The sequence below is a fragment of the Syntrophus aciditrophicus SB genome (genome assembly GCF_000013405.1).
Classification (GTDB): Bacteria; Desulfobacterota; Syntrophia; order Syntrophales; family Syntrophaceae; genus Syntrophus; species Syntrophus aciditrophicus.
The window spans coordinates 880,340-904,663 of sequence record NC_007759.1 but is presented as its reverse complement, the minus strand read 5'-3'; the positions used below and the strand labels follow the sequence as shown (position 1 = coordinate 904,663).

24 protein-coding genes are annotated in these 24,324 nt (G+C 52.4%); 5 read left to right on the top strand and 19 right to left on the bottom strand.

What is annotated here, in order from left to right:
• The first annotated feature begins 57 nt into the window (after window positions 1–57).
• Both SYN_RS04165 and SYN_RS04160 read left to right on the top strand, forming a co-directional pair.
• Window positions 58–1,749 carry a tetratricopeptide repeat protein gene (locus SYN_RS04165; protein ID WP_011416791.1) on the top strand — a complete coding sequence of 564 codons (1,692 nt, stop codon included), beginning with the start codon at window positions 58–60 and terminating at the stop codon, window positions 1,747–1,749.
• Window positions 1,673–2,668: a DUF4292 domain-containing protein gene (locus tag SYN_RS04160; protein WP_011416790.1), complete on the top strand. Its 996-nt coding sequence runs from the start codon at window positions 1,673–1,675 to the stop codon at window positions 2,666–2,668. Before SYN_RS04165 ends, SYN_RS04160 begins: the two co-directional genes overlap by 77 nt.
• Before the next feature lie 115 nt (window positions 2,669–2,783).
• Here the strand turns inward: SYN_RS04160 and ybgF are convergent, their stop codons facing one another.
• The 13 genes from ybgF to SYN_RS15090 all read right to left on the bottom strand — a co-directional run bounded on the left by ybgF (window position 2,784) and on the right by SYN_RS15090 (window position 14,950).
• Complete coding sequence (ybgF, locus tag SYN_RS04155; protein ID WP_011416789.1) at window positions 2,784–3,626, bottom strand: tol-pal system protein YbgF; 843 nt, start codon at window positions 3,624–3,626, stop codon at window positions 2,784–2,786.
• 21 nt (window positions 3,627–3,647) lie between these two features.
• Window positions 3,648–4,280, bottom strand: coding sequence for an OmpA family protein (locus tag SYN_RS04150; RefSeq protein ID WP_011416788.1), 633 nt, complete (start codon window positions 4,278–4,280; stop codon window positions 3,648–3,650).
• 215 nt (window positions 4,281–4,495) lie between these two features.
• Entirely contained in the window at window positions 4,496–5,905 is a 1,410-nt protein-coding gene (gene tolB, locus SYN_RS04145) for a Tol-Pal system beta propeller repeat protein TolB (protein WP_158302917.1), read from the bottom strand.
• 144 nt (window positions 5,906–6,049) lie between these two features.
• Window positions 6,050–6,865, bottom strand: coding sequence for an energy transducer TonB (locus tag SYN_RS04140; RefSeq protein WP_011416786.1), 816 nt, complete (start codon window positions 6,863–6,865; stop codon window positions 6,050–6,052).
• Window positions 6,862–7,287, bottom strand: a complete 426-nt coding sequence (locus tag SYN_RS04135; RefSeq protein ID WP_041584700.1) for an ExbD/TolR family protein — start codon at window positions 7,285–7,287, stop codon at window positions 6,862–6,864. Before SYN_RS04135 ends, SYN_RS04140 begins: the two co-directional genes overlap by 4 nt.
• A gap of 32 nt (window positions 7,288–7,319) precedes the next feature.
• Entirely contained in the window at window positions 7,320–8,066 is a 747-nt protein-coding gene (gene tolQ / locus SYN_RS04130; RefSeq protein WP_011416784.1) for a protein TolQ, read from the bottom strand.
• 125 nt (window positions 8,067–8,191) lie between these two features.
• Window positions 8,192–9,190, bottom strand: a complete 999-nt coding sequence (gene epmA / locus SYN_RS04125) for an EF-P lysine aminoacylase EpmA (RefSeq protein ID WP_011416783.1) — start codon at window positions 9,188–9,190, stop codon at window positions 8,192–8,194.
• 9 nt (window positions 9,191–9,199) lie between these two features.
• Window positions 9,200–9,763: an elongation factor P gene (gene efp / locus SYN_RS04120; RefSeq protein WP_011416782.1), complete on the bottom strand. Its 564-nt coding sequence runs from the start codon at window positions 9,761–9,763 to the stop codon at window positions 9,200–9,202.
• A gap of 119 nt (window positions 9,764–9,882) precedes the next feature.
• Complete coding sequence (locus SYN_RS04115; protein ID WP_011416781.1) at window positions 9,883–10,902, bottom strand: KamA family radical SAM protein; 1,020 nt, start codon at window positions 10,900–10,902, stop codon at window positions 9,883–9,885.
• Between the two features lie 429 nt (window positions 10,903–11,331).
• Window positions 11,332–12,186 (bottom strand): prohibitin family protein, encoded by an 855-nt coding sequence (locus SYN_RS04110; RefSeq protein WP_011416779.1) that lies wholly within the window; start codon window positions 12,184–12,186, stop codon window positions 11,332–11,334.
• 297 nt (window positions 12,187–12,483) lie between these two features.
• On the bottom strand, window positions 12,484–13,308 hold the full coding sequence (locus tag SYN_RS04105) for a thiamine pyrophosphate-dependent enzyme (RefSeq protein ID WP_011416778.1): 825 nt from the start codon (window positions 13,306–13,308) through the stop codon (window positions 12,484–12,486).
• On the bottom strand, window positions 13,305–14,306 hold the full coding sequence (locus SYN_RS15095; protein WP_237671309.1) for a hypothetical protein: 1,002 nt from the start codon (window positions 14,304–14,306) through the stop codon (window positions 13,305–13,307). Before SYN_RS15095 ends, SYN_RS04105 begins: the two co-directional genes overlap by 4 nt.
• Before the next feature lie 23 nt (window positions 14,307–14,329).
• Complete coding sequence (locus SYN_RS15090; RefSeq protein WP_049749896.1) at window positions 14,330–14,950, bottom strand: 2-oxoacid:acceptor oxidoreductase family protein; 621 nt, start codon at window positions 14,948–14,950, stop codon at window positions 14,330–14,332.
• A 612-nt stretch (window positions 14,951–15,562) separates the two neighbouring features.
• Here SYN_RS15090 and SYN_RS04095 point away from each other — a divergent pair.
• The 3 genes from SYN_RS04095 to SYN_RS04085 all read left to right on the top strand — a co-directional run bounded on the left by SYN_RS04095 (window position 15,563) and on the right by SYN_RS04085 (window position 17,279).
• On the top strand, window positions 15,563–15,766 hold the full coding sequence (locus SYN_RS04095) for a Trm112 family protein (RefSeq protein ID WP_011416775.1): 204 nt from the start codon (window positions 15,563–15,565) through the stop codon (window positions 15,764–15,766).
• A gap of 143 nt (window positions 15,767–15,909) precedes the next feature.
• The gene (locus SYN_RS16990; RefSeq protein ID WP_353740321.1) at window positions 15,910–16,230 is read left to right on the top strand and encodes an IscA/HesB family protein; all 321 of its coding nucleotides are present in this window, start codon (window positions 15,910–15,912) and stop codon (window positions 16,228–16,230) included.
• Between the two features lie 86 nt (window positions 16,231–16,316).
• On the top strand, window positions 16,317–17,279 hold the full coding sequence (locus SYN_RS04085) for a tetratricopeptide repeat protein (protein WP_041584699.1): 963 nt from the start codon (window positions 16,317–16,319) through the stop codon (window positions 17,277–17,279).
• 16 nt (window positions 17,280–17,295) lie between these two features.
• On the opposite strand, the gene SYN_RS04080 is transcribed toward SYN_RS04085, so the two are convergent.
• The 6 genes from SYN_RS04080 to SYN_RS04055 all read right to left on the bottom strand — a co-directional run bounded on the left by SYN_RS04080 (window position 17,296) and on the right by SYN_RS04055 (window position 24,129).
• Window positions 17,296–18,174 carry a lysophospholipid acyltransferase family protein gene (locus SYN_RS04080; protein WP_011416771.1) on the bottom strand — a complete coding sequence of 293 codons (879 nt, stop codon included), beginning with the start codon at window positions 18,172–18,174 and terminating at the stop codon, window positions 17,296–17,298.
• Between the two features lie 167 nt (window positions 18,175–18,341).
• Window positions 18,342–19,598, bottom strand: a complete 1,257-nt coding sequence (locus tag SYN_RS04075) for an O-antigen ligase family protein (protein ID WP_011416770.1) — start codon at window positions 19,596–19,598, stop codon at window positions 18,342–18,344.
• Window position 19,599: 1 nt separating this feature from the next.
• Complete coding sequence (locus tag SYN_RS04070) at window positions 19,600–20,661, bottom strand: glycosyltransferase (RefSeq protein ID WP_158302916.1); 1,062 nt, start codon at window positions 20,659–20,661, stop codon at window positions 19,600–19,602.
• A 77-nt stretch (window positions 20,662–20,738) separates the two neighbouring features.
• Window positions 20,739–21,896 (bottom strand): glycosyltransferase family 4 protein, encoded by a 1,158-nt coding sequence (locus SYN_RS04065; RefSeq protein ID WP_041584698.1) that lies wholly within the window; start codon window positions 21,894–21,896, stop codon window positions 20,739–20,741.
• Window positions 21,872–22,828 (bottom strand): mitochondrial fission ELM1 family protein, encoded by a 957-nt coding sequence (locus SYN_RS04060; RefSeq protein WP_158302915.1) that lies wholly within the window; start codon window positions 22,826–22,828, stop codon window positions 21,872–21,874. Before SYN_RS04060 ends, SYN_RS04065 begins: the two co-directional genes overlap by 25 nt.
• Before the next feature lie 161 nt (window positions 22,829–22,989).
• Window positions 22,990–24,129, bottom strand: coding sequence for a glycosyltransferase family 10 domain-containing protein (locus SYN_RS04055; protein ID WP_148202478.1), 1,140 nt, complete (start codon window positions 24,127–24,129; stop codon window positions 22,990–22,992).
• Between the last annotated feature and the right edge of the window lie 195 nt (window positions 24,130–24,324).

Genomic DNA, 24,324 nt, shown 5'->3' with positions numbered 1-24,324 from the left:
CAACCCTCAGACGTCTTGAATATCCCCTAAAGTCAAGACACTTTAACCGAAGGACTTATGTACAGGATTATAGTCAGGATTCTTCTTGTCTTCGTCTTCCTCGCCGCGGTGAGTTGCACGCAGGTTCGGCTGAAATCCGGGAAAGAGATCTCAGGCAGAGATCCGTCATCCTACACCGCCGGCTATCACTATACCCTGGGGGTTCTCTCCGCCCTGGATGGACGACTGGATGACGCTATTCAAGAACTGGAAACCGCGCTCCGGCATGATCCCCTTTCCTCTCACCTCATGAAGGAACTGGCTTCGCTCTATGTTGAAAAGGGTGACTTCAGAAGAGCCGTCGATCTCTGCAAAGAATCCCTTGTCCACGATCCCGATGACGTGGATGTCCATCTCATCCTCGGGAATCTCTACATCAACATGAAGGACTATAAAAATGCCATACGATCCTACCGGAAGGTCATTGAAATCGATCCGAAGAATACCTCGGCCTATCTTTACCTGGGAACGCTCTATGCCGAAACGGAGCGTTATGATAAAGCCGTCGACATGTATTCCCTACTGCTGAAAAATGATCACGATAACGTCATGGGAACGTACTACATGGCGAAGGTTCTGGTTGAACTGAGGCGCGAAAGCGAGGCGGAACAATATTTCAAAAAAACCCTTCTTCTAAAGCCATCACTGGAATCGGCACTGATCGATCTTGCACTGCTCTATGAAAGGCAGAAAAAACTCGAACAGGCCGTCAACATCTATAAGGACTTTATTCAACGTTATCCCGAACAGGTCGGCATCCGGCTAAGACTAGGGGAATTCTATCTGCGCCAGGGAAATTATCAGGCAGCGGAAGCTGTCTTTCGTGACAGCCTGACGATTGACGATTCCAATAAGGACGTCCATTTTACCCTCGGATTGCTCTATTATGAACAGCAGAGATATGACCGGGCCATTGAGGCCTTTCAGAAGGCATTGAAACTGGCGCCGTCCGATCAGAAGATCTATTATTTTCTGGCTTCCGTCTATGACGAACAACAGGAAAATGACAAGGCGATGGATACCTATGGGAAGGTTGCTCCGGATTCGGAATGGTATGGCAACGCGCGCATCCGGATGGGGATGCTCCTCAGAGAGGAGGGGCGGATCGATGCCGCCATCAGCCTGATCCGGGAAACCCTTTCCACAGAGGCGAAAGCTCCAAACCTTTACGCCTACCTGGGTTCCCTTTATCAGGAAAAGGCGCAGTATCCGGAAGCCGAAAATCTTCTTAAAGAAGGCTTGAAGGACTTCCCCCGAAGCGAGGAACTCCATTACGGGCTTGGGGAAGTTTACAGTAAAATGGATCGATTCGAGGACAGTATAAAAGAGATGAAGCGCGTCCTGGAAATCGATCCGGAACATGCAGAGGCCCTCAATTTCATCGGTTACAGTTATGCTGAACGGGGGATTCATCTTGCGGAGGCCGAAAAGCTGATCCGACAGGCACTGATCCTGAAACCTGACAACGGATACATCCTGGACAGCATGGGCTGGGTGTATTTCAAGCAGAACAGGATCGAACAGGCGATCCGCTATCTCAAGGAAGCCGATAAACGGATTCCCGATGATCCTACCATCGCTGAACATCTTGGTGACGCCCTCCGGAAGGCCGGACGGTTCCAGGAGGCTCTGGATGCATACAGACGGGCGCAGAAATATGCTCCGGAAAACAGTCAGCTCCGGCAAAAGATCGAGCAACTGCGCCGTTGAACGGCCGTGGGGTAAATTTTCTCTTAATATGTACATAATGACTGTTTCAAACAAACCCAATGATGAATTCAGGGCAGGCAGGGACAACGGATCCGGAAGCCGGCTGTGTCGGTTCCTTGTCCTTTCCGGTTTCCTGGCACTGCTGATGTTTTCAGGATGCACCCTGACGCCGGCCGTAAAGCCTGTGTCTCAGGATATTCCCCTTTTTTCCCCACAGGCCCGATGGCAGCAGCTCATGGAAGAAGAAAGAAATCCTCAAGCCTTGAAGGCTCTGGCCAGGATCGATCTGACCACATCTTCCGGCCGCTACCCGTTGAAGATCGCCTTTCTGCTGCAGTATCCGGAACGTCTCCGCATGGAGTCCCTTCCCCTCTTCGGTCCGCCGGATTTCTATCTCACCATTGAGAATGGAGAATTGAAAGTCTTTCTGCCGCAGGAAGGCAAATATTATATCGGAACGCCATCCCCGGTGCAGCTTGCCTCTTTTCTCCCTTTTATTTCCCCTCATTTTCAGTTGTCCGACATGCTTGCCCTGCTGCGGGGAACCATTCCGCTGATCCGGGATAAGGATATCATCCTGAAAGGGTTTCAGGAAAAGGAAGAATACCGCCTGGAAGTTTACAGAGGAGAGGAGAAAGCCCAGGTTTTCTGGCTGAAGCCGATATCCAATCAACTTGTCCGGGCTGCCCGGTGGGGAAATAACGGAGAACTTTTATATTCGGTACGATTCGAGGCTTATGGCGGCCTAAAGAAGGCGCCCGGTTTTCCGGCAAGAATATCGGTTACGACGGGCTCTCCTAATCCCACAACGCTGAAGCTGAGTTACACGGATATCGAGTTTCTTCAGGAAATTCAGCCGGAATTGTTTTCTCTTGAAATCCCTCCCGGCATTGAACCATTGAGGCTGAACAGGCAATAAAAATAATGATCCGGTAATAAAAAAGACGCAGCGGATCAAGGTCTGCTGCGTCTTTTTTATTGGACTTTTTATCCCGGCTTCGGCTGTGGCCGCACAGGCAGCGCCGGCATTTGAATTATTTGATTTCCAGGAGTTTAGCCCGCGCCGTTCTCGCCTGGCTTGTGTTGGGATAATCCTTGATGACCTGCTGAAAGATCAGCCTGGCGCTGGCCTTATCCTCCAGCATCAGAAAGCATAAACCCTGTTTGAAAAGGGCATTCGCCGCCCGATTTCCATCAGGATAGTTCTTGATTACTTTTTCGTATTCCAGAATGGCCTTTTCATATTTTTTTTCAAAGTAGTAGGTTTCACCAATCCAGAACTGGGCGTTATCGGAATAGCTCGTTTTGGGATTGGCCTTCAGATAATTCTCGAATTCAGTTCTTGCCTTCTCATATTTGCCTTCCTTGAAGAAAGAATAAGCGGCTGCATACTGATCTTCCCTGCTGGTCGTCTTTGCCTTCACGTTGTCTTTAGCCTTGGTTCCGTTGCTGGCAGCCGCATGGCCATTTTTGTCGCCGATTGCAAGAAAGGTTTCCAGAAAGTTCACCTTCTGGGAAAGTTGATCCAGTTTTTCTCTGATTTCCTTGTTCTCGTCATCCTTCTTGCCGGCCTTTCCGTTCAGAGACCCGACTTCCTTTCGCAAAGACTCCGCCTGGCCCCGCACCTGCTGGACCTGTTCCCGAAGTTCAGAGAGATCGGCGCCCATATTCGCCTGACTTTTCCGCAGACCTTCCACGGCGGCGTCAACGTCTTTCCTCAAGACGGCAATGTTCGAATCGGCGGCCGTCACTTTTTCACTGACGATCTCAATTTTCTGATTCAGATCAGTCTGCGTTCTGTTCAAATCTTTCGTGGTGGCGCAGCCTGAAAAAATGACCAGACCGACCGCCACGGCAAGCAATCCAAAGCTTTTCAAAGGACCTCCCTCCGCACCTTATTATTTCGGAGTGACTACGAAATGAGCCCTTCTGTTTTTGGCCCGGGCTTCTTCAGTTTCCGCAGGATCGAGAGGCATTTCCTCCCCGTAGCTGATGGTTTTAATCCGTGATCTGTCGATGCCCAATGCAACAAGGAATCTCATTGCCTCCGCGGCACGCCGTTCACCGAGGGCCAGATTGTATTCCGTCGTACCCAGGTCATCACAGTGACCTTCAATCACCAGGGAATAACCGGAATGTGCGGCAAGCCAGGCCGCGTGTTTCTGCAGAATTTCTCTGGACTCGGGGGTCAGGCTGGATTGATCGAATTCGAAATTGATGTCCACGAGCACCTCGCCCGCCCTGGCAGCAGCCTCTGCGGCAGCTTTCTCGGCCGCGGCCTTTTCTCCTGCCAGACGTTCCCTTTCCTGCTGTTCTTTCAAGGCCTGCTCTTTTAAAGCCTTCTCCCTGGCCGCCAGTTCTTCCGGAGTGAGACCCGGCTCAGTTGCCGGCTTCACCTCGGCGCCTGCCGCTTTTTCAACAGCAGCTTCCCCCTCCTGAAGAACCTGCTTTTTGGCACAGCCTGTCGTAAATACAAAGGCCAGACATAGAACGCAGGCGAACATCACCAGTTCTCTCAATCTCATCCTCATCCTCTTTTTCTCCTTTCTTCATGCTTCACAACAACCATCCTTAAAAATACCGCGTCTTTCCCGCACTCCGGACGAAATGCACACAACAGTGGAAATTTAAATCACAGTCGGTCAAAGAAGGTCAACCCTAAATTCCAAATATTTTTTATTTTTAGACAAATCAATGTTTTACATACCAACCCTGCCCTGTTGCCGTGAAAACCTCGGCAGCATTCCTATCTTAAAGCCTGTTTCAGCCTGGGCGACCAGGCGGGCCCCAGGCAACGATCGGTACTTTCATAAAGAGTCCGCACTTCCAGCGTATTGGCATTGAGAATATTGATCCGACTGCGGCCGCCGCTGCGGAGGCTGAATGTCAGGAATCGACCGTCGGGAGACCAGGAAGGAAATTCATGATCGCCCGCTCCGGAGGTCAATTGCCGGACATTGCCGCCATCCTCGTCAATCGAGAAAATCTGATAACCGCTCCCGACCTTCCCCTCATAGGCAATCTTCCCCCCCCGGGGCGACCAGGCAGGAGTTGTGTTGTAATTTCCCGAATAGGTCAGTCGACGGACATCCCCGCCATCCGCGTTCATGACATAAATCTGCGGCGAACCGGAAATGTTGGAGACAAAGGCGATCCTGCGCCCATCGGGAGACCAGACGGGAGAGACGTCAATCGCTGAATTGCGGGTCAGTCGACGCACCTGACCGCTGCGCACATCCATGACGTAGATTTCTTCATTTCCGTCCTTGCTCAGGGTCAGAAGCAGACTCCGTCCATCGGGAGACCAGGCTCCGGGAAGATTGAGTCCCTGGAAACTGACTATTTTCTTCAAACCGCTGCCGGAGGGTGATACGACAAAGATATCCGGTTTCCCGTCGCGATAGGAAGAAAAAGCAAGATAACGTCCATCAGGAGACCAGCGCGGTGAAAGGATCAGGGAAGGACTGCCGGCTACCCGGGCAAGGTCCCGGCCGTCGATCTGCGAACCGAACCCTACAGTGTGGAGGCTTGAAGAACGACCCTGACGGACAACAAAGGCGATCCGCGTATCAAAGAAACCTTCCCCACCGGTCAGAAGCGAAAGGACTTCCTGAACAAAGCGGATCACCATGTCCCTGCGGTCTTCAAATCCTCCGGTATACTGCTTTCCCATCAGCTGACGCCCCTGCACAATGTCGATAAGGCGGAATTCCGCGACCAGCTGTGTCCCCCGGGAAGAGAAGCCGCCTTGAATCAGATATTCCGCACCAAGACTTCGCCATTCCCCGTAGGCCGCCTGCGCTTGGACTGCTCCGGTCTGACTTTGATCACGCGGTCCGCCCGTCCTGTTCAGAATATTGAAATACCCGGTCAGATCAAGGGTTTTGCGCACAGCGCCGGGAAACCAGGACGAGAGATCCGCATGGCCCTGATTGCCGTTCAGAGGCGCAAAATCGGCAACGGCAATCGGGATTTTCTGAAACGCCGGGGAATCGATGTCGATATAAACCTTCCCCCAGACGGATCGAACGACAAAGGGCATAGCGCACAAAGCGACCGCGCAGAAAAGGAGCAGCACCCCCATCCCGCGTCTTACACCGCACATTCCATCCGGCCGCTTCCTCTGCTCCCCCGCCTTTTCTTTCTCTGGAATCATGCTTTTCCCCGTTTCCTGCGACTGATCCAAAGTCGCTTTTCGTCGCCAGCTTCGGTGCCGGTCTTCTGTCGTGTGATCCATGCGGCAGCATCGCTTTCTTTCTGCCGCCCTTTATCCCTCTTGCAGTATTGTGTCTGGTGTTGGCTACCTCAGTTCGGATGAATGAAAACGGATGCCCATTTCGATGCCTTCCTCTCCTGTTCCTTCCGGCAATGGAGGAAAGGGACTCGCCTTGCGGACGGCGCGCATTGCGGATTCGTCGAAATATGAATTCCCGGAACGCTGTTCGAAGCTGATCCCCTCAACCGCTCCGCTGCGGAGAATCCGGACATGAATCACCGCCTCGATATTCTGCCGCGGGAGCAGATCGGGCGGCATGGACCAGTGCCTTTTGATCCTCATCCAGATGGAGCCATAATAGGCCTTCATCCGGGCTCCGAGTTCAGCATCACCAACCGCACCGGCAGGACTCCCGCCAATCGGAGAATCGGAAGTTATTCCCCCGCCGGGATAGGCCGGGGCAGAGGCCTGCTTCTGCCCTGCTGATTCCACCCGCCGGCGAATCTCTTCTATGGCTTTTCCTAAGGCGCCATCCTGTCTTTTCATCGGTTCCACCTTCCGGACCGGCACCGGAGAAAGGGAAGCCGGTTCGCTGCGGGAAACTTTTCCCTCCGGCTTCGCCGGCGCCGCCGGCAGAGTCGCAGGCTCAGGTTCAGGAATGTCTGCCAGTTCCTTCGCAAGTTCCCTTGAAGAATTACCGCCATCCATGCGCAGATCCGCGGAGCTGACCAGACTGACGGCATAATCGGGACCAAAGGTCAACTTTGGTGATGAGGCTTTCGGAACGCAAACGAAGAACAGCGACAGGGCAAAGGCATGGAGAAGGAGAGAGAGAACAAGCATGCGCCGCAGGCCTCCCCGATCCTCCCGGGATAACCCGAACGCGCGGTCAACGGTCATTTTACTTCCTCTGGCGGTTCGGTAATCATGCCCAGTTTATCGATGCCTGCTTTCCGGACTTCCGCCATGACCTCAACAACGAATCCATAAGGGATGGCTCTGTCCGCCCGCATATAAAGTTCCCGGTCGAGGCGGTTGGCAAAGACACCCTCCAGCCGGGGACCCAGCTCAGTCAGGGGAATTTTTGTCTTGTTCACAAAAATTTCCTTTGCGCCGTCAATGGTGAGAACGACTTTTTCTTCATTGACGTCAACACTCCGGGATTTCACTTTGGGAAGGTTCACATCGATGCCCATCTGGAGCATCGGCGCTGTGACCATGAAGATGATAAGCAGAACAAGGACGACGTCCACCAGGGGAGTGACGTTGATTTCCGCCATGGGCCGCCCGTCGGTAAAAGATCTTTTTCGCGAGTAACGCATATTGAATACTGAAACCTCCAAACTTTCAGTTTTCAGCCTTTAATATAATAGCGTTCGACAATGTTGATCAATTCTGACGCGAAGTGATCCATTTCCAGAGTCATGAGTTTGACGCGATTCAGATAGTAATTATAGAAAATAACCGCCGGAATTGCCGCGGCAAGCCCCGCCGCCGTCGCGATCAGAGCTTCGGAAATGCCCGGCGCGACAACCGCCAGGGTGGCCGACCCCTGAAAACCGATACCGCGGAAAGTATCCATGATCCCCCATACCGTCCCGAACAGGCCGATGAAAGGACTTGCGCTGCCGGTAGTGGCGAGGAACCCCAGTGCCGCTTCCAGTTTGGTGGCTTCCGCACTGCATGCCCGATTCAGCGCCCGCTCCACATTATCGAGGCCCTTGATTTCCGGGCTCGGGACGGCATCATCACGATCCCGGAAAGACGCCCCCTGGGTTGCCTTTGCAAAATTAACAAGCTCCGCATAACCGGAACGGAACACCCCGGCAAGAGTCGAAGAGGAATATTTTTTGGCTTCCGGAAGGACATCCGCCAGATTGCTGCATTTCATATAAGCGTCCAGAAAAAGACTGTTTTCCGCGTTGACCTTTCGGATACTCCGGTACTTGGTCACAATGATGGCCCAGGAAACGACGGAAAACAGCAGCAGGACAAGCAGCACAAACTGAACGAGAAGACCCGCGTCCATGACCATGCTTAGCACACTGCCGTGCAATTGCCCTCCCAGATCAACGGTGTTGACCGATGCAAGTTCTTTCACTTTTTACTTTTTACTCCCTGTAAACAAATATTGGCATGGAGGCTATTGTCTAATGAAAAAAGGAGGCCTTGTCAATATGCCATTTTCCAGCGGCATCCTTACCGACTCTTTATCCTGCCCCGATTTCATAATCGTTCCGGAGGAAAGGCCACCACATCATCGATGAACGCACGATCCGTCATCAGCATCACCAGCCGATCGATCCCCAGGGCAATGCCCGTCGAAGGGGGCATTGCGGATAGTGCGCGCAGAAAACGCTCCGGCCAGGGATAGGGGCTTTTGCCAAGAGCCCGGCGTTCCTGCTGTGCTTCTTCGAAGCGGCGGCTCTGTTCAACGGGATCGATCAGTTCGGAAAAGGCATTGGCCAGTTCGATCCCGGCAACATAAAGCTCAAACCGCTCGGCCAGAGAGGGATCATTCGGTTTCGCCCGTGCCAGGGCGGCCAGTTCAACAGGATAATCGTACAGAAAGGTCGGTCGTTCTATCCCCAGTCTGGATTCAATCCGGGAGACGAGAACTTCGTCAAAAATGTCCTCCGCCAGGGTCTGCCGGGCCGATATCCCTCCATAACGCAGAAAGGCTTCGTTCACGGACAGCCGCTCCCACGGAGCTGACAGGTCGATGCGGCTCCCCTGGAAGGTGATCTCCTCTTTCCCGTACAGAGTAACGGCAAGAAAGCGCAGCAGGGCTTCGCACTCCTCCATGAGAAACATGTAATCCTTTCCTTGAGCATACCATTCAAGGAGAGTAAATTCAGGGAGATGGCGTGTCCCTCGTTCCGCCTCGCGGAAACAGCTGCAGATCTGAAAAAGTCTCGGATATCCGGCGGCAAGCAGCCTTTTCATGCAGAGTTCCGGCGAAGTCTGCAGGTACTGGAAGCCACAGGCGACGGCATCGATGTGCGATTCCGGAGCCGGGGCTGGTATCAGAATGGGCGTATCCACCTCCAGATAGTCCCGTTCCCGGAAAAACCGGCGTATGCTGTGAAGAATTTCCGCCCGGAGCCTCAGGGTCTCCCGTTTTCCGGCCAGCCTCCAGCCTTCATCATAGCGGGAATCTTCCCCGGTGAGTTTTTTTGGGGATAGATCCGTCAGGGAGGGTTTGCAGAAGAAAGCGTCAGCCATGTCCGGTTATCAGCCCTTGACCCGGGTCAGATATTCGCCTGTCCGGGTATCCACGCGGATTTTCTCCCCCTCTTCGATAAAGGGAGGCACCATGATCTGATAGCCCGTCTGAAGGGTAACCGGCTTGGTGTTGCCGGAAACCGTGTCTCCTTTGGCCCAGGGGTCGGCCTTGGTGACGACCAGATCGACAAAATTGGGCAGGCTGATTCCCAGGGGTTTGTCCTCGAAAAGAAGGATTTCCACTTCGAGATTGTCAATGAGAAAATGGGCGGCGTCCCCCACCTGATCGGCGGTGAGAAAGATCTGCTCATAGGAGGTGTTGTCCATGAAACAATATCTGTCTTCTTCTGTGTAAAGGAACTGCATCTTCTTTTCCTGGAGATCAGCTGCTTCGAAGTTATCCACCGACCGGAAGGTGCGTTCGAACTGGTTGCCCGTAATCATGTTCTTCAGTTTACAGCGATACAGGGCCTGACCTTTACCGGGTTTGACAAAGTTGAATTCCGTGATGATATAAGGATCTCCCTCAAGCTTGATTCTCAAATTTTTTCTCAAATCACTGGCGCTGTACATAGGATGTCTCTCCTCAAAATTTTGGGATTTTTAACAACTTTTTATTCCTGAATACGATGTGCCGCTTCTTAATTCATTTCCAGCCCCTTGTCAAAAAAATGTTATGTCTTCGGGATAGTTCAGGATATGTCGGAATCAGCGAGCAGGGAGAAGGTCTGGAGGGACATTTTTCCTTTGCCGCCGGGAACATCGATGACATAACGGGGCAGGCAGAGGCCGGAAGTCTGACGGGAAATCCGCTCCATCATTTCCATGCCCTTCCAGAAATCGACCCGGAAATGATCGGCGCCCCGCACGGGATCACACTGAAACAGATAATAAGGCCGCACGGAAATACGCTGCAACCCGTACAGAAGTCTGCGCATCGTCTCATAATCGTCGTTGATTCCCTTAAGGAGTACCGACTGGTTGGAAACGGGAATCCCGGCATCCACCAGCCGTTCACAGGCCTCAGCGGATTCGGGCGTGATCTCCCGGGGGGAGTTGAACTGCGTGTTGAACCACAAGGGACGATGCTTCCGCAGAATGCGCACCAGAGGAACAGTGATCCGCATGGGCAGGACAACGGGAATCCGGCTGCCGATGCGCAGAACCTCCACATGGGGAATGGCCCGCAGAGCCCCGAGAAACTCGTCCAGCACTTTCTCAGGCAGCGTCAGAGGGTCGCCCCCGGAAACAATGACCTCACGGATTCCCGGCGTCGCGGCTACATAATCGATCATGGCCCGCAAAGGGGCCCTGTCCGCCGCACCCGCTTTCCATCTTCGCTTGCGGTTGCAATGCCGGCAGTACATCATGCACTTCGAAGTCGCCATGATCAGGCAGCGATCAGCATAGCGATGGATCAGCCCCGGAACGGGCATATCCCTGGATTCCTCGAGGGGATCGTCCACTCCCCCCAGGGAAAACGAAACCTCCCGGGGGTCGGGAACGCACTGAAACCGGATGGGATCATCGGGATCCCCCTCTCGAATGAGGGAAAAATAGTAAGGCGTAATGGAAAAGGGGTAAGTCCGGATCACGGCCCGCAACGATCCGGCCGCAATCGGCGCCTCCTTCAGCAATTCGGCAAGCTGTCTGCCCGACCGTATCCGGTTTCTGACCTGCCATCGCCAGTCCTTCCAGTCCGCATCGTCCACATCTTTCCAGGGTCCGCGTCCGTCCTTATTGATATCCGCACCGACGATTGCGCTTTTGACCTTCTTCTTATTCTTTATAATATTTTACACCCCATCTCCACGGGCACCATGGGAACGCCTTAATATCTGAATTAAAAAACATTAAGCTCTGAAGCTTCTCCCTCTGCTGAACATCAACTAAGGGAATCCGTTCATGCGGCGCTCGGTTCATCGAGATGCCTGTCCCTTTTCAGATCGCATCTACAGGGCATGTCTGAAAGTAGTGTCAATCCATCGTTTTTCAGAAAATCTTGCAGTTCGACTCCCCTTAAAGGATTTTACAGGCAAGTTGTCTCCTGAACTTCAAATTCCCGTCCTTTAAGAGACAGACTCCGATCAATCAGCAGTATTCTGCCTGATAGATCTTCCTTCCCTCTCCCATCTACTCCGCTATTTAGTCTTTTCTGAACCGCCCAAACCGATGAACGGGACAGCTCCCGCCCCGGTAACCTGCGGCATGATTCCGTTCCATTTCTCTATTGCTTTGAGATTGGCCTCTATCCTTCTGAGCTCGATCAGATCAGCGGAAATGTTGGCCCGCTGCAGCCTTAAGGCTTCCGCCTCCGCTTTTGCCGCGGCAACCTTCTGATCCGCTTCTATTTTTATCCTCTCCAGATCTCTCTTCGCCTTCAGCGCCAGCTGCTCCGCCGTCTGCTTTGCTTCGATCGCTTCCATGAATCCTTTGGAAAAGCTGAAGCCGACAATGGAGAAGGCATCGACGGAGATATTATTCGCAAGAAGTCTGTCCGTGAGGGCCGCCTTCATGGCGTCGCTTACTGCCGGCCTCTTTGTGATAAGCTCCTCTGCGGTGTACTTGGCGGTGACGGCTTTAACCACTTCTTGAACGGCGGGGTCTATGATCCTCTCCTTGAATGCAAGACCGATGCTCTGATAGACAATATTCGCCTTATCGGGAATGATATGGTAATTGAGTGCGACCGTCGAACTCACATCCTGAAGATCCGACGATGCTGCGGCAGCCTCGGATTCTGACTTCTGTACCTTCACGTCCACGGGAATGACCGTTTGCATGATGGGAATTCTGAAGTGGAGGCCTTCACCCAGGACCGTATCCTGGACGGCGCCGAAATTGAGCACAACGCCTCTTTCGCCGGCTCCGATCTGAACGAAGGGACGGAAAAAAAGGATAACTGCGATGATGATCCCGACAACCACCGCAAGAGGCATCTTTTTCGTTACCGACCTTAATGTTTCCTTCATTCTGTAAATTTCTCTTTCATCCATTAAAATTCCTCCCCGTTTTCTGATTTAAAAAAAGGCCGCCCCGGAGAATTACCCCCTGGTGGCGGCCCGGCCACTCTAAAACTGCCCTTCAGCGGCACAACGCGCCCCTGAACCCTTAGAACCCTGAATGGTCCCCTTTTCTTTTATGAATGTCGCACGGAGTATATTTTCTTTGCCATCCAAAAGTCAAGTCAGAGTACAAGTCAAGGTGCGCATAAAAAAATCCTTATCCCTGCCGTCAGTTCCAGCACGACGAAAAAAGAGACCAGTCAGCATTGCTGATATTCAACATGTCCGTCAGATTGCACTGGAGTGAGTCCGCAGCAGCATCTCCATCATCCCGGAAGTCACGGAATTCTGAAAAATTCGTCCGGCCGGCTCCCGGACAGGTCGAGTTTCGTCTCTCAGGATGACGCCAATGGGAATTCGTTCCCCCCAGATCCCGGCGATCTCCAGGGCTTCCCGGCGATCTTTTCCGGGAACGTCCAGCCGATAAACCCTCTGCCGGTAATAAGCAAAGGTGTTGACCTTATTGAAAGTGACGCAGGGCTGAAGAATATCAACGACCGCCGTCCCCCGGAAGCGGATGGCCTCTTTAAGAAGCTCCTTCAGGTGATCCTTTTCACCGGCAAACCCTCTGGCCACAAAGGGGGCTCCGACTGCGACAGCCACGGCCAGGGGATTGAGCGGCTCGTTTTCATTGCCCCGCGGATCCAGCATGTTCGCCGTGTTGCGGTCCGTGGTGGGGGAGCTCTGTCCCTTGGTCAGTCCATAGACCTGATTGTTGCACGTCAGGATCGTGATATCGAGATTCTTCCGCAGGGTATGGAGAAAATGGTTGCCCCCTTCCCCGTAATTGCATCCGTCTCCGGAAACGGCAATGACGGTCAGCTCCGGTCTGGCAAGTTTGATCCCCACCGCCGGCGGCAAAGCCCGGCCATGCAATCCGTTAAAATAATTCACTTTCAGATACTGGGGCATCTTTGCCGCCTGACCGATTCCGGAAGTCAGTACAATCTCCCGCGGTGGGATGGCCAGTTCCGTCAACGCGCCTTCCAGGGCATCGCGAATGAGAAAATTGCCGCAACCGGGACACCAGGCAATATCATTGATCTTCATCATTTTGTACCTCCATCTCCGGAAAGCCTGTTCATGACTTCGTCATAAAGCTCCTTTACTGAAAAGCACAATCCGTTGTACTTCAGGATCAGGTCGTCAGCCACCAGGGACAGCTCCCGTTTCAGGAGTTTCGCGAACTGCCCGGTAGCGTTGTTTTCAATGACGATAAGGCGCTTTCCCATTAGAGGGATGTTTTCGATCATCGCCGGGGTCAGAGGGTAAACCTGGGAAAAGTGGAGGGCGGTAACGGAACGCCCCTCGGACTGCAGCCGGGCGGCTGTCTCCTCCACGATTTCCTTGTTTGAACCCCAGCAGATCAGATATACGCCGGCATTCCGCTCCCCGAACAACGCAGGCGGCACAGCCTCTTCTTCCAGCAGACGGCCCTTCCGCAGGCGTTTATCCACCATCCAGACCCTCAGATTCAGATCTTCCGTAATTTTTCCCTCTTCCGTATGTTCGTCGGAATCCACCTTGACCAGGGCCTCGCTCAGCCCCGGATAGGTCAAGGGCGACAGGCCATCGGGCGTAAGGGCATAACGGCAATAAGAGTCATCGAAAACCTCGTACTCCCGGTTGTATACAGTCAGCTCGGGGCGGTTATCCAGCAGTTGAATGGAATCCGCCAGATACTGATCCGTCAGGATAAAGACGGGGATCTGATACCGATCCGCCAGTTCGAAGCTGCGGCGGGCCAGGGAGATCGCCTCTTCAATTGAGCCCGGGGCGTAGAGCAGACGGGGAAATTCTCCGTGCCCGGCATGGAGAATAAAATTCAGGTCTCCCTGCTCCGTGCGGGTCGGCAATCCCGTGGAGGGCCCGGGGCGCTGGGCTACAACCACGACCACCGGCGTCTCGGTCATACCCGCCAGTGAAACGGCCTCGGTCATCAAGGCGAAGCCGCCGCCTGAGGTCGCCACCATGGACCGCAGCCCGGCGTAAGACGCCCCCAGGGCGGTGTTGAGGGCGGAGATTTCGTCCTCGGCCTGTTCGAAATGCACGGGCATCTCAAGGGCAGCCCGGGTCAGATACATCTGCAGCGATGTGGCCGGGTCATGGGATAGCCGGCAACAAACTGGCAGCCTCCCAGAAGCGCGCCGAATCCCAGGGCGGAATTCCCATCGAATTTTAATGTATTAACCGCCCGCGGCATCAGGGCGAACCGGCCGGCCATTTTCCAGCGTTCCGCAAAGTCCATCCCGGCCACCAGAAGAGCCATTTTCTCCTCTTCCTTCACCAGAGCCCCCAGGTTCTCCGACGTCACCCCCAGCACATTGAGAAGCAGGCCGACCAGGATGTTGTTGCTCATCTTAACATTGCGAAAGTGCTCTTTTGCCGCTTTTTCGATTTCCCGAATCCCGTCAATGGAGATGCAGATTCCATGGGCGCTCAGGTCCGCCCTGTGCAGCCTTTCCGTTTCTTCGTCCAACCCGACCACCACATCCCAGGGTTCGCCACTCAGGGCATGAACCGGTTCCTCCGCAACCCGGAACAGATGCTCGTTGTGACCCCCACGGATTCGGGACATGTAAAATTTGGTGGCAAAAAAATGATAACCCAGACGAAAGAGAAGATCCGTCAATTCATTTTCGATGGATGCCAGCCCCTGTCCGGCCTGCCCTCCAACTAAAAGATTGCATTCCATAAGCGCCTCCTTCGAGCAGACTCGAGCAGTCTGCCCTTTATCATGGCGATTTGCCCCTTGCACTCTGTTTGTTTTCCAACGAAAAGATCAGAATCATCGAGCGCATGGTCTATGAACTCCACGCCCCTGAACGCCCCCCTTGAAAACAGCCGGACAAGGGAAACGATTCCAGATTCCTGACCGAACTAACGGTTTAAAAACTCTATCATCAACCCATATCCGTTGTACAGAAACAACTTGGGCGAAGTATCAAAAGAATCCTGAAGGTTTTGATTGCTTATCCTTCTCGTGGACATTATATTTCCTGCCGTGAAAGAAACGGATCCTTTTAAAGTATAACCAATCAAGAACGGAATGGAAAAATCACAGTAAAAACTCCTGCGGCCGCATTTCTTCGAGTCCGCCGATCCAGCCTGACCTGGGTCCTGCGAAGAAAACGACGGGACTCCGGCGAAGTCCCGAATTGCGTTCCTGCTTTACGGAGAGAGTTCACACTGGGATCGGCAACCAAGCCATTGCCGTGAATGAGGCGCTTGATATTTTGTTTGAAGAACCCGTCGAATCTTAGCCTTAGGGTGAAATGACAGAAGAAAAGAGAGGGAGCAAAGAAGAATGCCAATCCGAAAGGAACTGCTCGATATCCTGGTCTGCCCTCAATGCAGGGGAAAACTCGATCTGATTGAAAAGGAAAAGGCATTGACCTGCACAGGCTGCCGGCTTCTTTATGAAATCCGGAATGGCATCCCCGTCATGCTGACCGATCAGGCCGTCACGCAGGATAATGATCAGCCACGCTCTACCCCGCGATTGCCCTGAACCCGGCCTCAGTACAAGTCATCCAGGACAGAAGATTTCCGGATTATAGAAATTCGTTGACAAAATTCCGGGAATCCATCACTATTCGGCGCACTAAATTTAACAGAAGGCAAATATTTTGCTCTCTGCCGGAGGAGAAAATAATGTTTCAGGTTTCAGAAAAAGCAGGAGAGAAGCTCCAGGAGTTTCTGCAGAATGTGGCGGAGGTTCAGCCCGTCAGGCTGATGCTGACGGAAGGCGGCTGATCCGGGCTATCACTGGGCTTGGCTCTGGATGAGCTGCGCGACGGCGATGAAGAATTCCATGAACAGGGAATTACCTTCCTGGTCACCCGGGATCTGTTTGAACAGATCAAACCCGTTTTTGTAGATTTTGTCGAAACCGACAGAGGCTCCGGATTTCTCGTCACCTCCGCGCTGGATGACGGCGAAGGTGGCGGATGCGGGGGCACCTGCAGTTGCTGATTAAGAGAAATACCGGACGGGGCCTGCCGAAGCGGACGAAAGGCCCCGCCCGAAAACAAAGGCCGGGAAAATTTTGAAGCGTGACCATGAGAAACAATGACGATAAGGATGCCCTTCGAAAGTCCGCGGAAAACCTGCTGAATTCCGGACGGTACTCAGAAGCCGCCGCAGTGTACGGCCGTCTTGTCGAACAGTATCCCGAAGAAGAATCTTTCCTCCTGGCGCAGGCCTGGGCCTATCATGACAATGGACAGCGTGACGAGGCCATTGTCTGTTTTGAAAAGTTGTTTGCCGGCGAATTGAAGCGGAAGGTCTTTACCGGTTTCGCCTTTGATGAGCTGGTCCGTCTGTACAGAGAGGGCGGGCAGTATGACCGGCTGGTTTCGATCTGCAGGCAGGCGGTGGAAGCACAACCGGAAGAGCCCCCCCTGATCAGGGAACTGGGCTGCGCTTTTCTGACTGCGGGCATGGCCGACGAGGCTGTGGAGATCTTCGAAAAGATGACCGGTCTGGAACCGGATGCCCCGGAACTGTTCTGTCTGCTGGGCGATGCCCTGGTTGCCGCCGGACGCCTCGATTCCGCGGAAGAGGCATACCGGCAAGCCATAACCCTTGATCCGGAAGAAGCCGCCCGCTTCTGCCAGCGTCTGGCCAACGACCTTGCTGAAATCGGAGAACTCGGTCGGGCGGAAGAAATGCTGAACCGCAGTCTTGAGGCCCGTGCTGATGATCCCCTCTGTCTGATCCGTCTGGCGGAAATCCAGGTCAGGCAGCTGCGCTGCGAGGAGGCGAAACGCAGCACGGAAGCCGCAGCCGCCTTCAATCCCCGCTTTGCAGCCGTTTATTACAATCGTCTGGGACGCGCCCTTGCCGATGCGGGCCGCCACCGTGAGGCCGTCGAAATCTTCGACCGCGCCATCGCCCTGGAACAGGGCAACGCGTTCTATTATCTCTATCAGGCTCAATCCTATGAAAAGCTGAACCTCCCGGAACAGGCAGAAGAAGCTCGTCGCAAAGCTGAAAGCCTGTCTCCTGCGCAGAAAAAATAATTCAACTTATTTTTTATTATTGATGAGGAAGCGGTTGTGCTTTCCAGCGGTGATGGACCCAGAACCACTGTTCCGGATGCTGCCTGACGACATCCTCGATAGCTCGGGTGTAACGCTGCGTGTTCAGAATAATATCCCGGTCATCGTCTCCGGATTTGATCAACTCTCTTTCGGCGCCAATCTCCAGAATATATTTTCCATCCTCTTTTCGAATGAGAAAGGCAGGTACGACCGGAGCGTCTGTAAGAAGAGCGATATGCGCCAATCCCGGCGACGTACAGGCAGGCCTGTTGAAAAACTGGACAAAACGGCCTTCCGGCGGTGAAACATTCTGATCGATCAGCAGCCCCACGGTTTTTTTATCTCTCAGGCGCCGCAATATTCCGCGCATGGCTCGGTTCGCGGGAGTGACCGTATTGCCTGTCGACGTCCTCACTGTGGAAACGATGTTTTCCAGCAGGGGGTTATCAAAGGGTCGATAGAGGATCATGATGGGCTCCCCGATGACGGCAAAAGCCGCTGCCATCAATTCCCAGTTACCGAAGTGAGCCGTCACCAGGACCACCCCTTTATTTTTTGCCTTGGCTTTCCAGTAATTTTCCAGCCCCCGGACTTCCATGAATTCATTGATCCGGCTTGCGTTCAGAGAGGGAATGTCCACAAATTCGGCTGCCAGGATGCCGACGTTCCGGTAAACCCCCTTTGCAATCCGGACAAGTTCGTCCATGGATTTTTCCGGAAAGGCGCGATGCAGATTATAAAGGGCGATCAGGCGTCTTTTCGGTACCAGGCAGTAAACAAGAAGGGCAATGCCGGTGAATAAGAATCTTCTCACCGACAGCGGAATCGATTTTAATATAAGCAAAACAACGGTGTGAGACTGTAACTTCTTCATCTATTGTTATTTTGGAAAATTCAACGATACATAGTTGAAATGATTTCTTTCATATTACAGGGGATGTTTCTTGGGTTACAACTTTCTAAAACCCGGTTCTTGAACTTTTCTTGCATTAGGTTCTCTAACCCGGCAATTCACGATGCTCTTCATTGTATTTCCGTTCATCATCCACATCTCCGTTTTCCTGGTTCAGAGTGGCGCGGATCAGGCCCTCTCAATTCATCACAACAACCGGCTAAAACAATAAAATAGGCAAACACAGCCTGATACCAGTCGGAATAGACACTCCAGCCTGTCAGTCCAATAAGCAGAGCCACAACCGGCCAGGAAATAAGGCCAATTCGCCATCCATCCGGCTTCCTGTACATCCGCCGCACGGCATTGACAAAAAGCCATACAAACATCGAGAAACCGGCAATTCCACCACAGGCAAGCAGCATCAGTAAAAAATTATGGGCATGCGCCGCCTCGGGAGCGCTGAAAATGTTTCCGTCAGGGGCGACAAACGGCGCGACGATTCCCGATGCTGCTACAGATTTATATGCATCCTGGAACGAACCGACACCGACACCAAACAGCGGGTGTTCCTGCCACATGGCCAGAGCGACTTTCCAGATATAAATTCTATCGTAGATACTGCTTAGATCGTTGAAATAGGGTATCCAGAATTTGGCAATGAGCGCAATCCCTGCAAAAAAAAGCGCCGGGATGACAATGGTCCACCTGCTTTTTTTATAAAGAAAATAAATTAAATATATGGCTATGCCTGCTGCGCTTGCTAAAAAAGTGGTTCTTATATTCGTTTGTAAAACCAGAACAAGGGCGAACGCACCCGCGACTGCAATAAAAATCCTGCGTCTTGTGGTCATGTTTTTATCTGAAACCGCCCATCCCAGGAAAAAAGGTGCAACATAAGCGAACAGTCCCGCAATACGGGCGCTTTCCTTAAGCTTTCCGGCATATCGAATCAGGGGGCGACCAAATAGATCATAACCGATAATGTGCGCGGACAGGAGATTGATTACAGCCCAGACAACTCCCACCCCCATACCCACAATCAAATATTTCTGAACCGGAAGTCGTTGCGAAATATCAATCAATGCGACAACAAAAAGCAGGTATCTTATAAAAGCGATGTCATGACCCCACCCGCCGATTTCCTGACCATTGATAAGAAGACTGACAATCATAGTCCCGAACCAGAAAATCCACGGGAGGATTAAAGGATGGATGATTATCTGTTTCTGAAGGGGATTTTCCTTTAACAGAACCCAGCGGAGGATCCATGCCATATCGACCAGGATGATTATGGACTCAAAGCCGGCATTGCCGGCGACGATACCGGCAGGCAGTAAAGAACCCATGATCATGCAGAATCTGTCAAGTGATATCGCCCATCGCCGGTCACTCTGCAGAACCATCTCAGAAATTCTCACCTGATGCCTTTGAGAGTATATTGCTGAGCATTTCCTTCATTTTTTCCTTACTAAAAAACCTGTCAAAAAGTTCCCTTGTTTTTTCTCCTCTTTGTGCAAGCTTCTCCGGTTCCCTTATCCATTCCCGCACCTTTTCCGCGAGTGATGCAGGATCCCCGCAGGGAACCCATCCGATCACGTCCGACGCGAACATGTCCGGAGGATAGGCTTTTGAATACCTTGTGATTACGGGTTTGCCGGCCGCCATGGCCTGGAACATCTTGTTGGGTATGACAAGTTCCGCTTTCTTTGTGGAACCGAAGATTCCAAGTAATATATCGGCCTGCGCTATTCTACTCGGCAGACTCGCATAGGGTATCCACGGTTCAAAGGCAATGTTCTTATGCCTCCTGGCCGCCTTTTCCATCGCCGGCTTCAACTCTCCATCACCCAGCAGTACCCACCGGACATTCATGTCAGGAAAGATTCCTGCAGCCTGCACAATCGTATCCACGCCCTGAAGCTGCAGAAAACTTCCATAAAACAGAATTTCATGCCGGCCGGAAGCAGGATTTCTTTCTGAAGATGCCGATTTAAAGAAATCGGTTTCCGCACTTACATAAAGTACGGAAAGCATCCGCGGATTCACTCCAAGGGTTTCTGAAAAAAATTCTGCATGCGCAGGCGTATCGGCAACGACGACATCGGCAAGAGAAAACAGATCGGCTTCCCACAACCTTCTTTTTTCTGCCTTACGTGATTCAGGGCTCCATTTGTTGCGTTCAAAAACCTCTTTTTCATACGCGGAAATCAAAGGATCAACAATAAGAGGAATGTTCCATTTTTTTGCCCAGCGGGATGCGGACAAAATATCCTTTTGCCGGAAGCAGGGCACCCATATCACATCGGGCTTTTCGAAGTCATGGAAATGTGCCTCCATAAAGCCGGTATAGCTGGAGCGGGGGTGGAAATATTGAATTTGAAATCCCATCTCTGACAGTAATGTCAACACGATGCGATTCCGGGAATAATCCCGGTCAGAGCGGCCCCACCACAGCAGCGAAGACATGCGGCACCATTCTCCTGAATTGATAAGATTTCTCTGGAACCCGATGTTCGGCCTCGATTTCTGAAAAAAAACCTCTTTCATATCTGAGACCAGCTACTCTTCCTCAAAAGCAGTTCCTGATAGAGGGCGACTGTTTTTTCGCACATCTTTGTAACAGTGAATTGACTGACCACCCATTTTCTTCCTTCTACACCCATCTTTTTCCGGACACTTTCATCTGAAAGAGCAATGCGCAGGCAGGCGGAAAGCGCTTCGGAATCCCCGGGCTTCACATGCCAGCCCGTTTTCCCGTCCAGAACGGTTTCCAGACTGCCCCCATGGGCAGATACAATCACAGGTTTTCTCATTGCCTGAGCCTCGACCGAAGTTCTCCCGAACGATTCCGGTTTCGTCGACGTCGAAACCACGATGTCTGCCAGCGTCATGGCTGCTGGCATATCGCTGCAATGCCCGACGAACTTTACCCTTTCCCTGAGATCCGGGTCGCCAACCATTTTTTCAAGGATCCGCGTATATTCCGATGTTGCATCCGATTCACCGACCATGATCGCTTTCCAGGGCAACTCTTTTATCCCGGCAAGGCTTTGCAGGAATACATCCTGTCCCTTCAACCTGGTCACTCTTCCGGGAAGCATTACAACCGGATCCGTATTGCCATTCAATCCCCAGCGTTCTTTCAGATTGCGGATGCGTTCAACCGTCACGTTTTCCGGATTGAACTGTTCCTCGTCAAGACCTCTTGGAATCAGTACGATTCTCTCCGCTGCCACGTCATATGCTTCCCTGATGTGATCGGCAATGGTTTTGGAGACGGCGATGATCCGTTCACCTCTGGTCATGATGGCACTGTAAAAATTTACGGAATAGAAGCCGTGAAAGGTTGTGATCAGAACAGGACGTCTTTTTACAGGCAGGCTCTTCCATGCAAGAAAGGCGACCCAGGCCGGCAGCCTGGAACGCAGATGAACAATATCCACCCCCTCTTTGAGAAGAAATCGCCGGAGCGGGAAGAAATAGTTCAGGCACCTTGGGCTTTTTTCCCCGATATGCGGCCAGGTCAGATGGCGGCTTCCCTCGCTCTCCAGCTGGGAAACCATGCGGCCACCGCCGGAAATGACAATGGACTGGTGACCCGACTCAGTCAGAAAAGCACCCAGTTCCAAAGTGCCTTTTTCCACTCCTCCTTCATTCAGATCAGGCAGCATCTGAACTACTTTAATCGTTCCGGCCACCATCGTTTCAATATTTCCTCCGCGCACCGCGCGGCTTCGTTAAGCGGTTCCGGTTTTTTCATCCTGCTTTTTCCGGAAATCCATGCTTCAAAATTCGTCACCATGCCATTTTCTATCAGGTATTGCTCGCTTCGATGGAATTTTCCCTTTTTCTTTTTCCATCTCATGGGGAAAATACCGACGCGACACCCGGCAGTCAGGGCTTCATAAACCATGGAAACACTGTCTGCTGTAACCCAGACGCATTCATTGCGATCATACGCTTCTTCAATCCATCCTCGCGGCGTCTCACGTGCCGGAAAAAAGCTGACACCCTGACGCCCGGCGGCAAAACGTTCCAGCAGCACGCACATCTCTTCCGGCGTTCTTGGTGAGGAGGTGATAGTCCACTTCTTCGAAGCATCCTTTTCTATCACCGCCTTGACCTGGGAAAAGACCTCTTCGGAATCCCACACATGACTTTTAGGATCAATGCCGCCGATCAGAATCAGTCCCCTGTCGCTTTCATGGATTCCTCTGTCGGTCGAGATGCCCGGCGGACCGATCGTAGTGAAGATATTGCGGTCTGGCCTCACCTGATCATGCACGGGGACAAAACAGAGATCCATATGCCTTCTCAGCAGAACATCCGGCGTCATGCACGTCACGGTCCTGCCACCCCGACTTCTCTTTAACAAAAGCATCGGGATGTGCACATGGGTGCCTGTTCCCACGATGAGATCCACGGGACCGGATTGCCCGCTTCCCGCGCCTGGGAACATTACCGCCAACCAGCGGCCCCAGTTGATCAGGGTTGACGAAACCAGGGGCGTTACGTGCCGCTTTTCTACGATCTCGATTGGAGTCCGCCGTGCAAGGGCATTGACGACGCCGTGGGTCTGTTTCTCATGTCCGGGTCTTCCATCGAAAAATGCAACTACCTTCAAGGGCGTCATTTTCATTGACCTCTTTTATGAATGAAATACGGAGTCATCATTTTTTAAAGCAAGGGGATATCCGTACTTTGATCATGTTATCTGATAAGCAGAATGCGCCCACAAGAATTTATCGGGAAGGCACGGAATGCAGGAGCTGCTGCAGACCACGGATGCAATCTTCAATTTCCCCGCAGTGAAAAAGTGTCCATTGTGTCTCTGGACAATAAATAGCTTCGGCATTTAAGGAATCGGAGTTTTCCTTTTGTCACGGCTTTTTCTGCCAGACTTCGAATTCCGATCAGAGGTTTTTTCAGCCGGAGGGTCTGCCGATTCATGATGAATTGATCAGCGCCGCTTTGAGTCTTCGCGCTGAATCTCCCGTCGGTTTTGCTGATATAACGGTCCAGGAGAGCAAAAATATTGTGCTCATCAAGCACCCTGCGGCGGGCTTCAATGATGTATGGCAGTCGGTCCTGATACTCGTTGTTGGCAATCGTGCTTCGAATAATATCCCGGGATCTTTTAAAATCCCTGATATCGATGTAAATAAAGCTTTCCGGGGGAAAATAGTCTGCCGCGTTGGGGCTGCCATGATAAAACGGCAGAGTGTAACCGAGAAACGCATCAGGCAGCTTTTCAGTCAGATGGTGCGGATAGACATGATTTTCAATGGTGATATGATACTGGTAAGGATCCAGGGCTTCGGCCTTGTCGGACATGGGCTTAACGCCGTGGCCGAATATATCCAGTTCCGGAATAGCCGACTTGAGCTGCTCTGTAAAGCGGACCCGCCGGGAATGAAGGGTCAGCGCTCCTTTCCTGCTCGAACAGACCGTAGAAATCAATTTGTTTTTTTCAGGCGGTTCAGCAACGCGCAGTTCATCATAGGAACGGATGTGTCCCCCGGAATCGGGAAATCCGTAAAACCAGACAAGCCCCGGCTGGGTGAAGACAGCATTGGGATGAGAAATCACCCAGGGTTCCTGAAATGTAATGACCGTACCATATTGACGCAGGTAATCTTTCCCGTAAACCGTAATCGTTGACGGCTCGGTGGTGATGAGAATGGTCTTTTCGCGGGGGCAGCGAAGCTTTTCAATGCTCAGTGAACCGGGTGCACGATACAGATCGTGATAAACCACCAGCCAGTCATATTCTTCCGCGGCAGCGTCGAAAACGAAACGGCATCTTCCCCATAGGCCGTCGCCATCGGGAAGTTGACGGCGAAAGTGTTGCTCCATGGAATCCGGCGACATGCGGGCCATCAGTTTGACAATAATGGGTTGAGATGAAGTCTTTATTATATCTTTAGAAATCATGTCACTTTCTGCGGGAGGTGGCTGGTACGCTTTGCGCAGCCTCCAATCCAAGTATGATATCTTGATTTATTATACCGGCGAGCAGACATTATGGGAAACGCAATGGCGTGTCAATGAAAATATCCGATGGGAAGTGGCGATCAGGGCCAAAGGCCACCCCGCCCGGCAGAACAGCTCACACAGGCAGGGTGGATG

Coding starts and splice junctions, on each gene's coding strand:
- SYN_RS04165 (WP_011416791.1), top strand. CDS start 58: ATGTACAGGATTATAGTCAGGATTCTTCTTGTCTTCGTCTTCCTCGCC.
- SYN_RS04160 (WP_011416790.1), top strand. CDS start 1,673: ATGCATACAGACGGGCGCAGAAATATGCTCCGGAAAACAGTCAGCTCC.
- SYN_RS04150 (WP_011416788.1), bottom strand. CDS start 4,280: ATGAGGATGAGATTGAGAGAACTGGTGATGTTCGCCTGCGTTCTATGT.
- tolB (WP_158302917.1), bottom strand. CDS start 5,905: ATGATTCCAGAGAAAGAAAAGGCGGGGGAGCAGAGGAAGCGGCCGGAT.
- SYN_RS04140 (WP_011416786.1), bottom strand. CDS start 6,865: ATGACCGTTGACCGCGCGTTCGGGTTATCCCGGGAGGATCGGGGAGGC.
- SYN_RS04135 (WP_041584700.1), bottom strand. CDS start 7,287: ATGCGTTACTCGCGAAAAAGATCTTTTACCGACGGGCGGCCCATGGCG.
- epmA (WP_011416783.1), bottom strand. CDS start 9,190: ATGGCTGACGCTTTCTTCTGCAAACCCTCCCTGACGGATCTATCCCCA.
- efp (WP_011416782.1), bottom strand. CDS start 9,763: ATGTACAGCGCCAGTGATTTGAGAAAAAATTTGAGAATCAAGCTTGAG.
- SYN_RS04110 (WP_011416779.1), bottom strand. CDS start 12,186: ATGGATGAAAGAGAAATTTACAGAATGAAGGAAACATTAAGGTCGGTA.
- SYN_RS04105 (WP_011416778.1), bottom strand. CDS start 13,308: ATGATGAAGATCAATGATATTGCCTGGTGTCCCGGTTGCGGCAATTTT.
- SYN_RS15090 (WP_049749896.1), bottom strand. CDS start 14,950: ATGGAATGCAATCTTTTAGTTGGAGGGCAGGCCGGACAGGGGCTGGCA.
- SYN_RS04095 (WP_011416775.1), top strand. CDS start 15,563: ATGCCAATCCGAAAGGAACTGCTCGATATCCTGGTCTGCCCTCAATGC.
- SYN_RS04085 (WP_041584699.1), top strand. CDS start 16,317: ATGAGAAACAATGACGATAAGGATGCCCTTCGAAAGTCCGCGGAAAAC.
- SYN_RS04080 (WP_011416771.1), bottom strand. CDS start 18,174: ATGAAGAAGTTACAGTCTCACACCGTTGTTTTGCTTATATTAAAATCG.
- SYN_RS04075 (WP_011416770.1), bottom strand. CDS start 19,598: ATGGTTCTGCAGAGTGACCGGCGATGGGCGATATCACTTGACAGATTC.
- SYN_RS04070 (WP_158302916.1), bottom strand. CDS start 20,661: ATGTCTTCGCTGCTGTGGTGGGGCCGCTCTGACCGGGATTATTCCCGG.
- SYN_RS04065 (WP_041584698.1), bottom strand. CDS start 21,896: ATGGTGGCCGGAACGATTAAAGTAGTTCAGATGCTGCCTGATCTGAAT.
- SYN_RS04060 (WP_158302915.1), bottom strand. CDS start 22,828: ATGACGCCCTTGAAGGTAGTTGCATTTTTCGATGGAAGACCCGGACAT.
- SYN_RS04055 (WP_148202478.1), bottom strand. CDS start 24,129: ATGATTTCTAAAGATATAATAAAGACTTCATCTCAACCCATTATTGTC.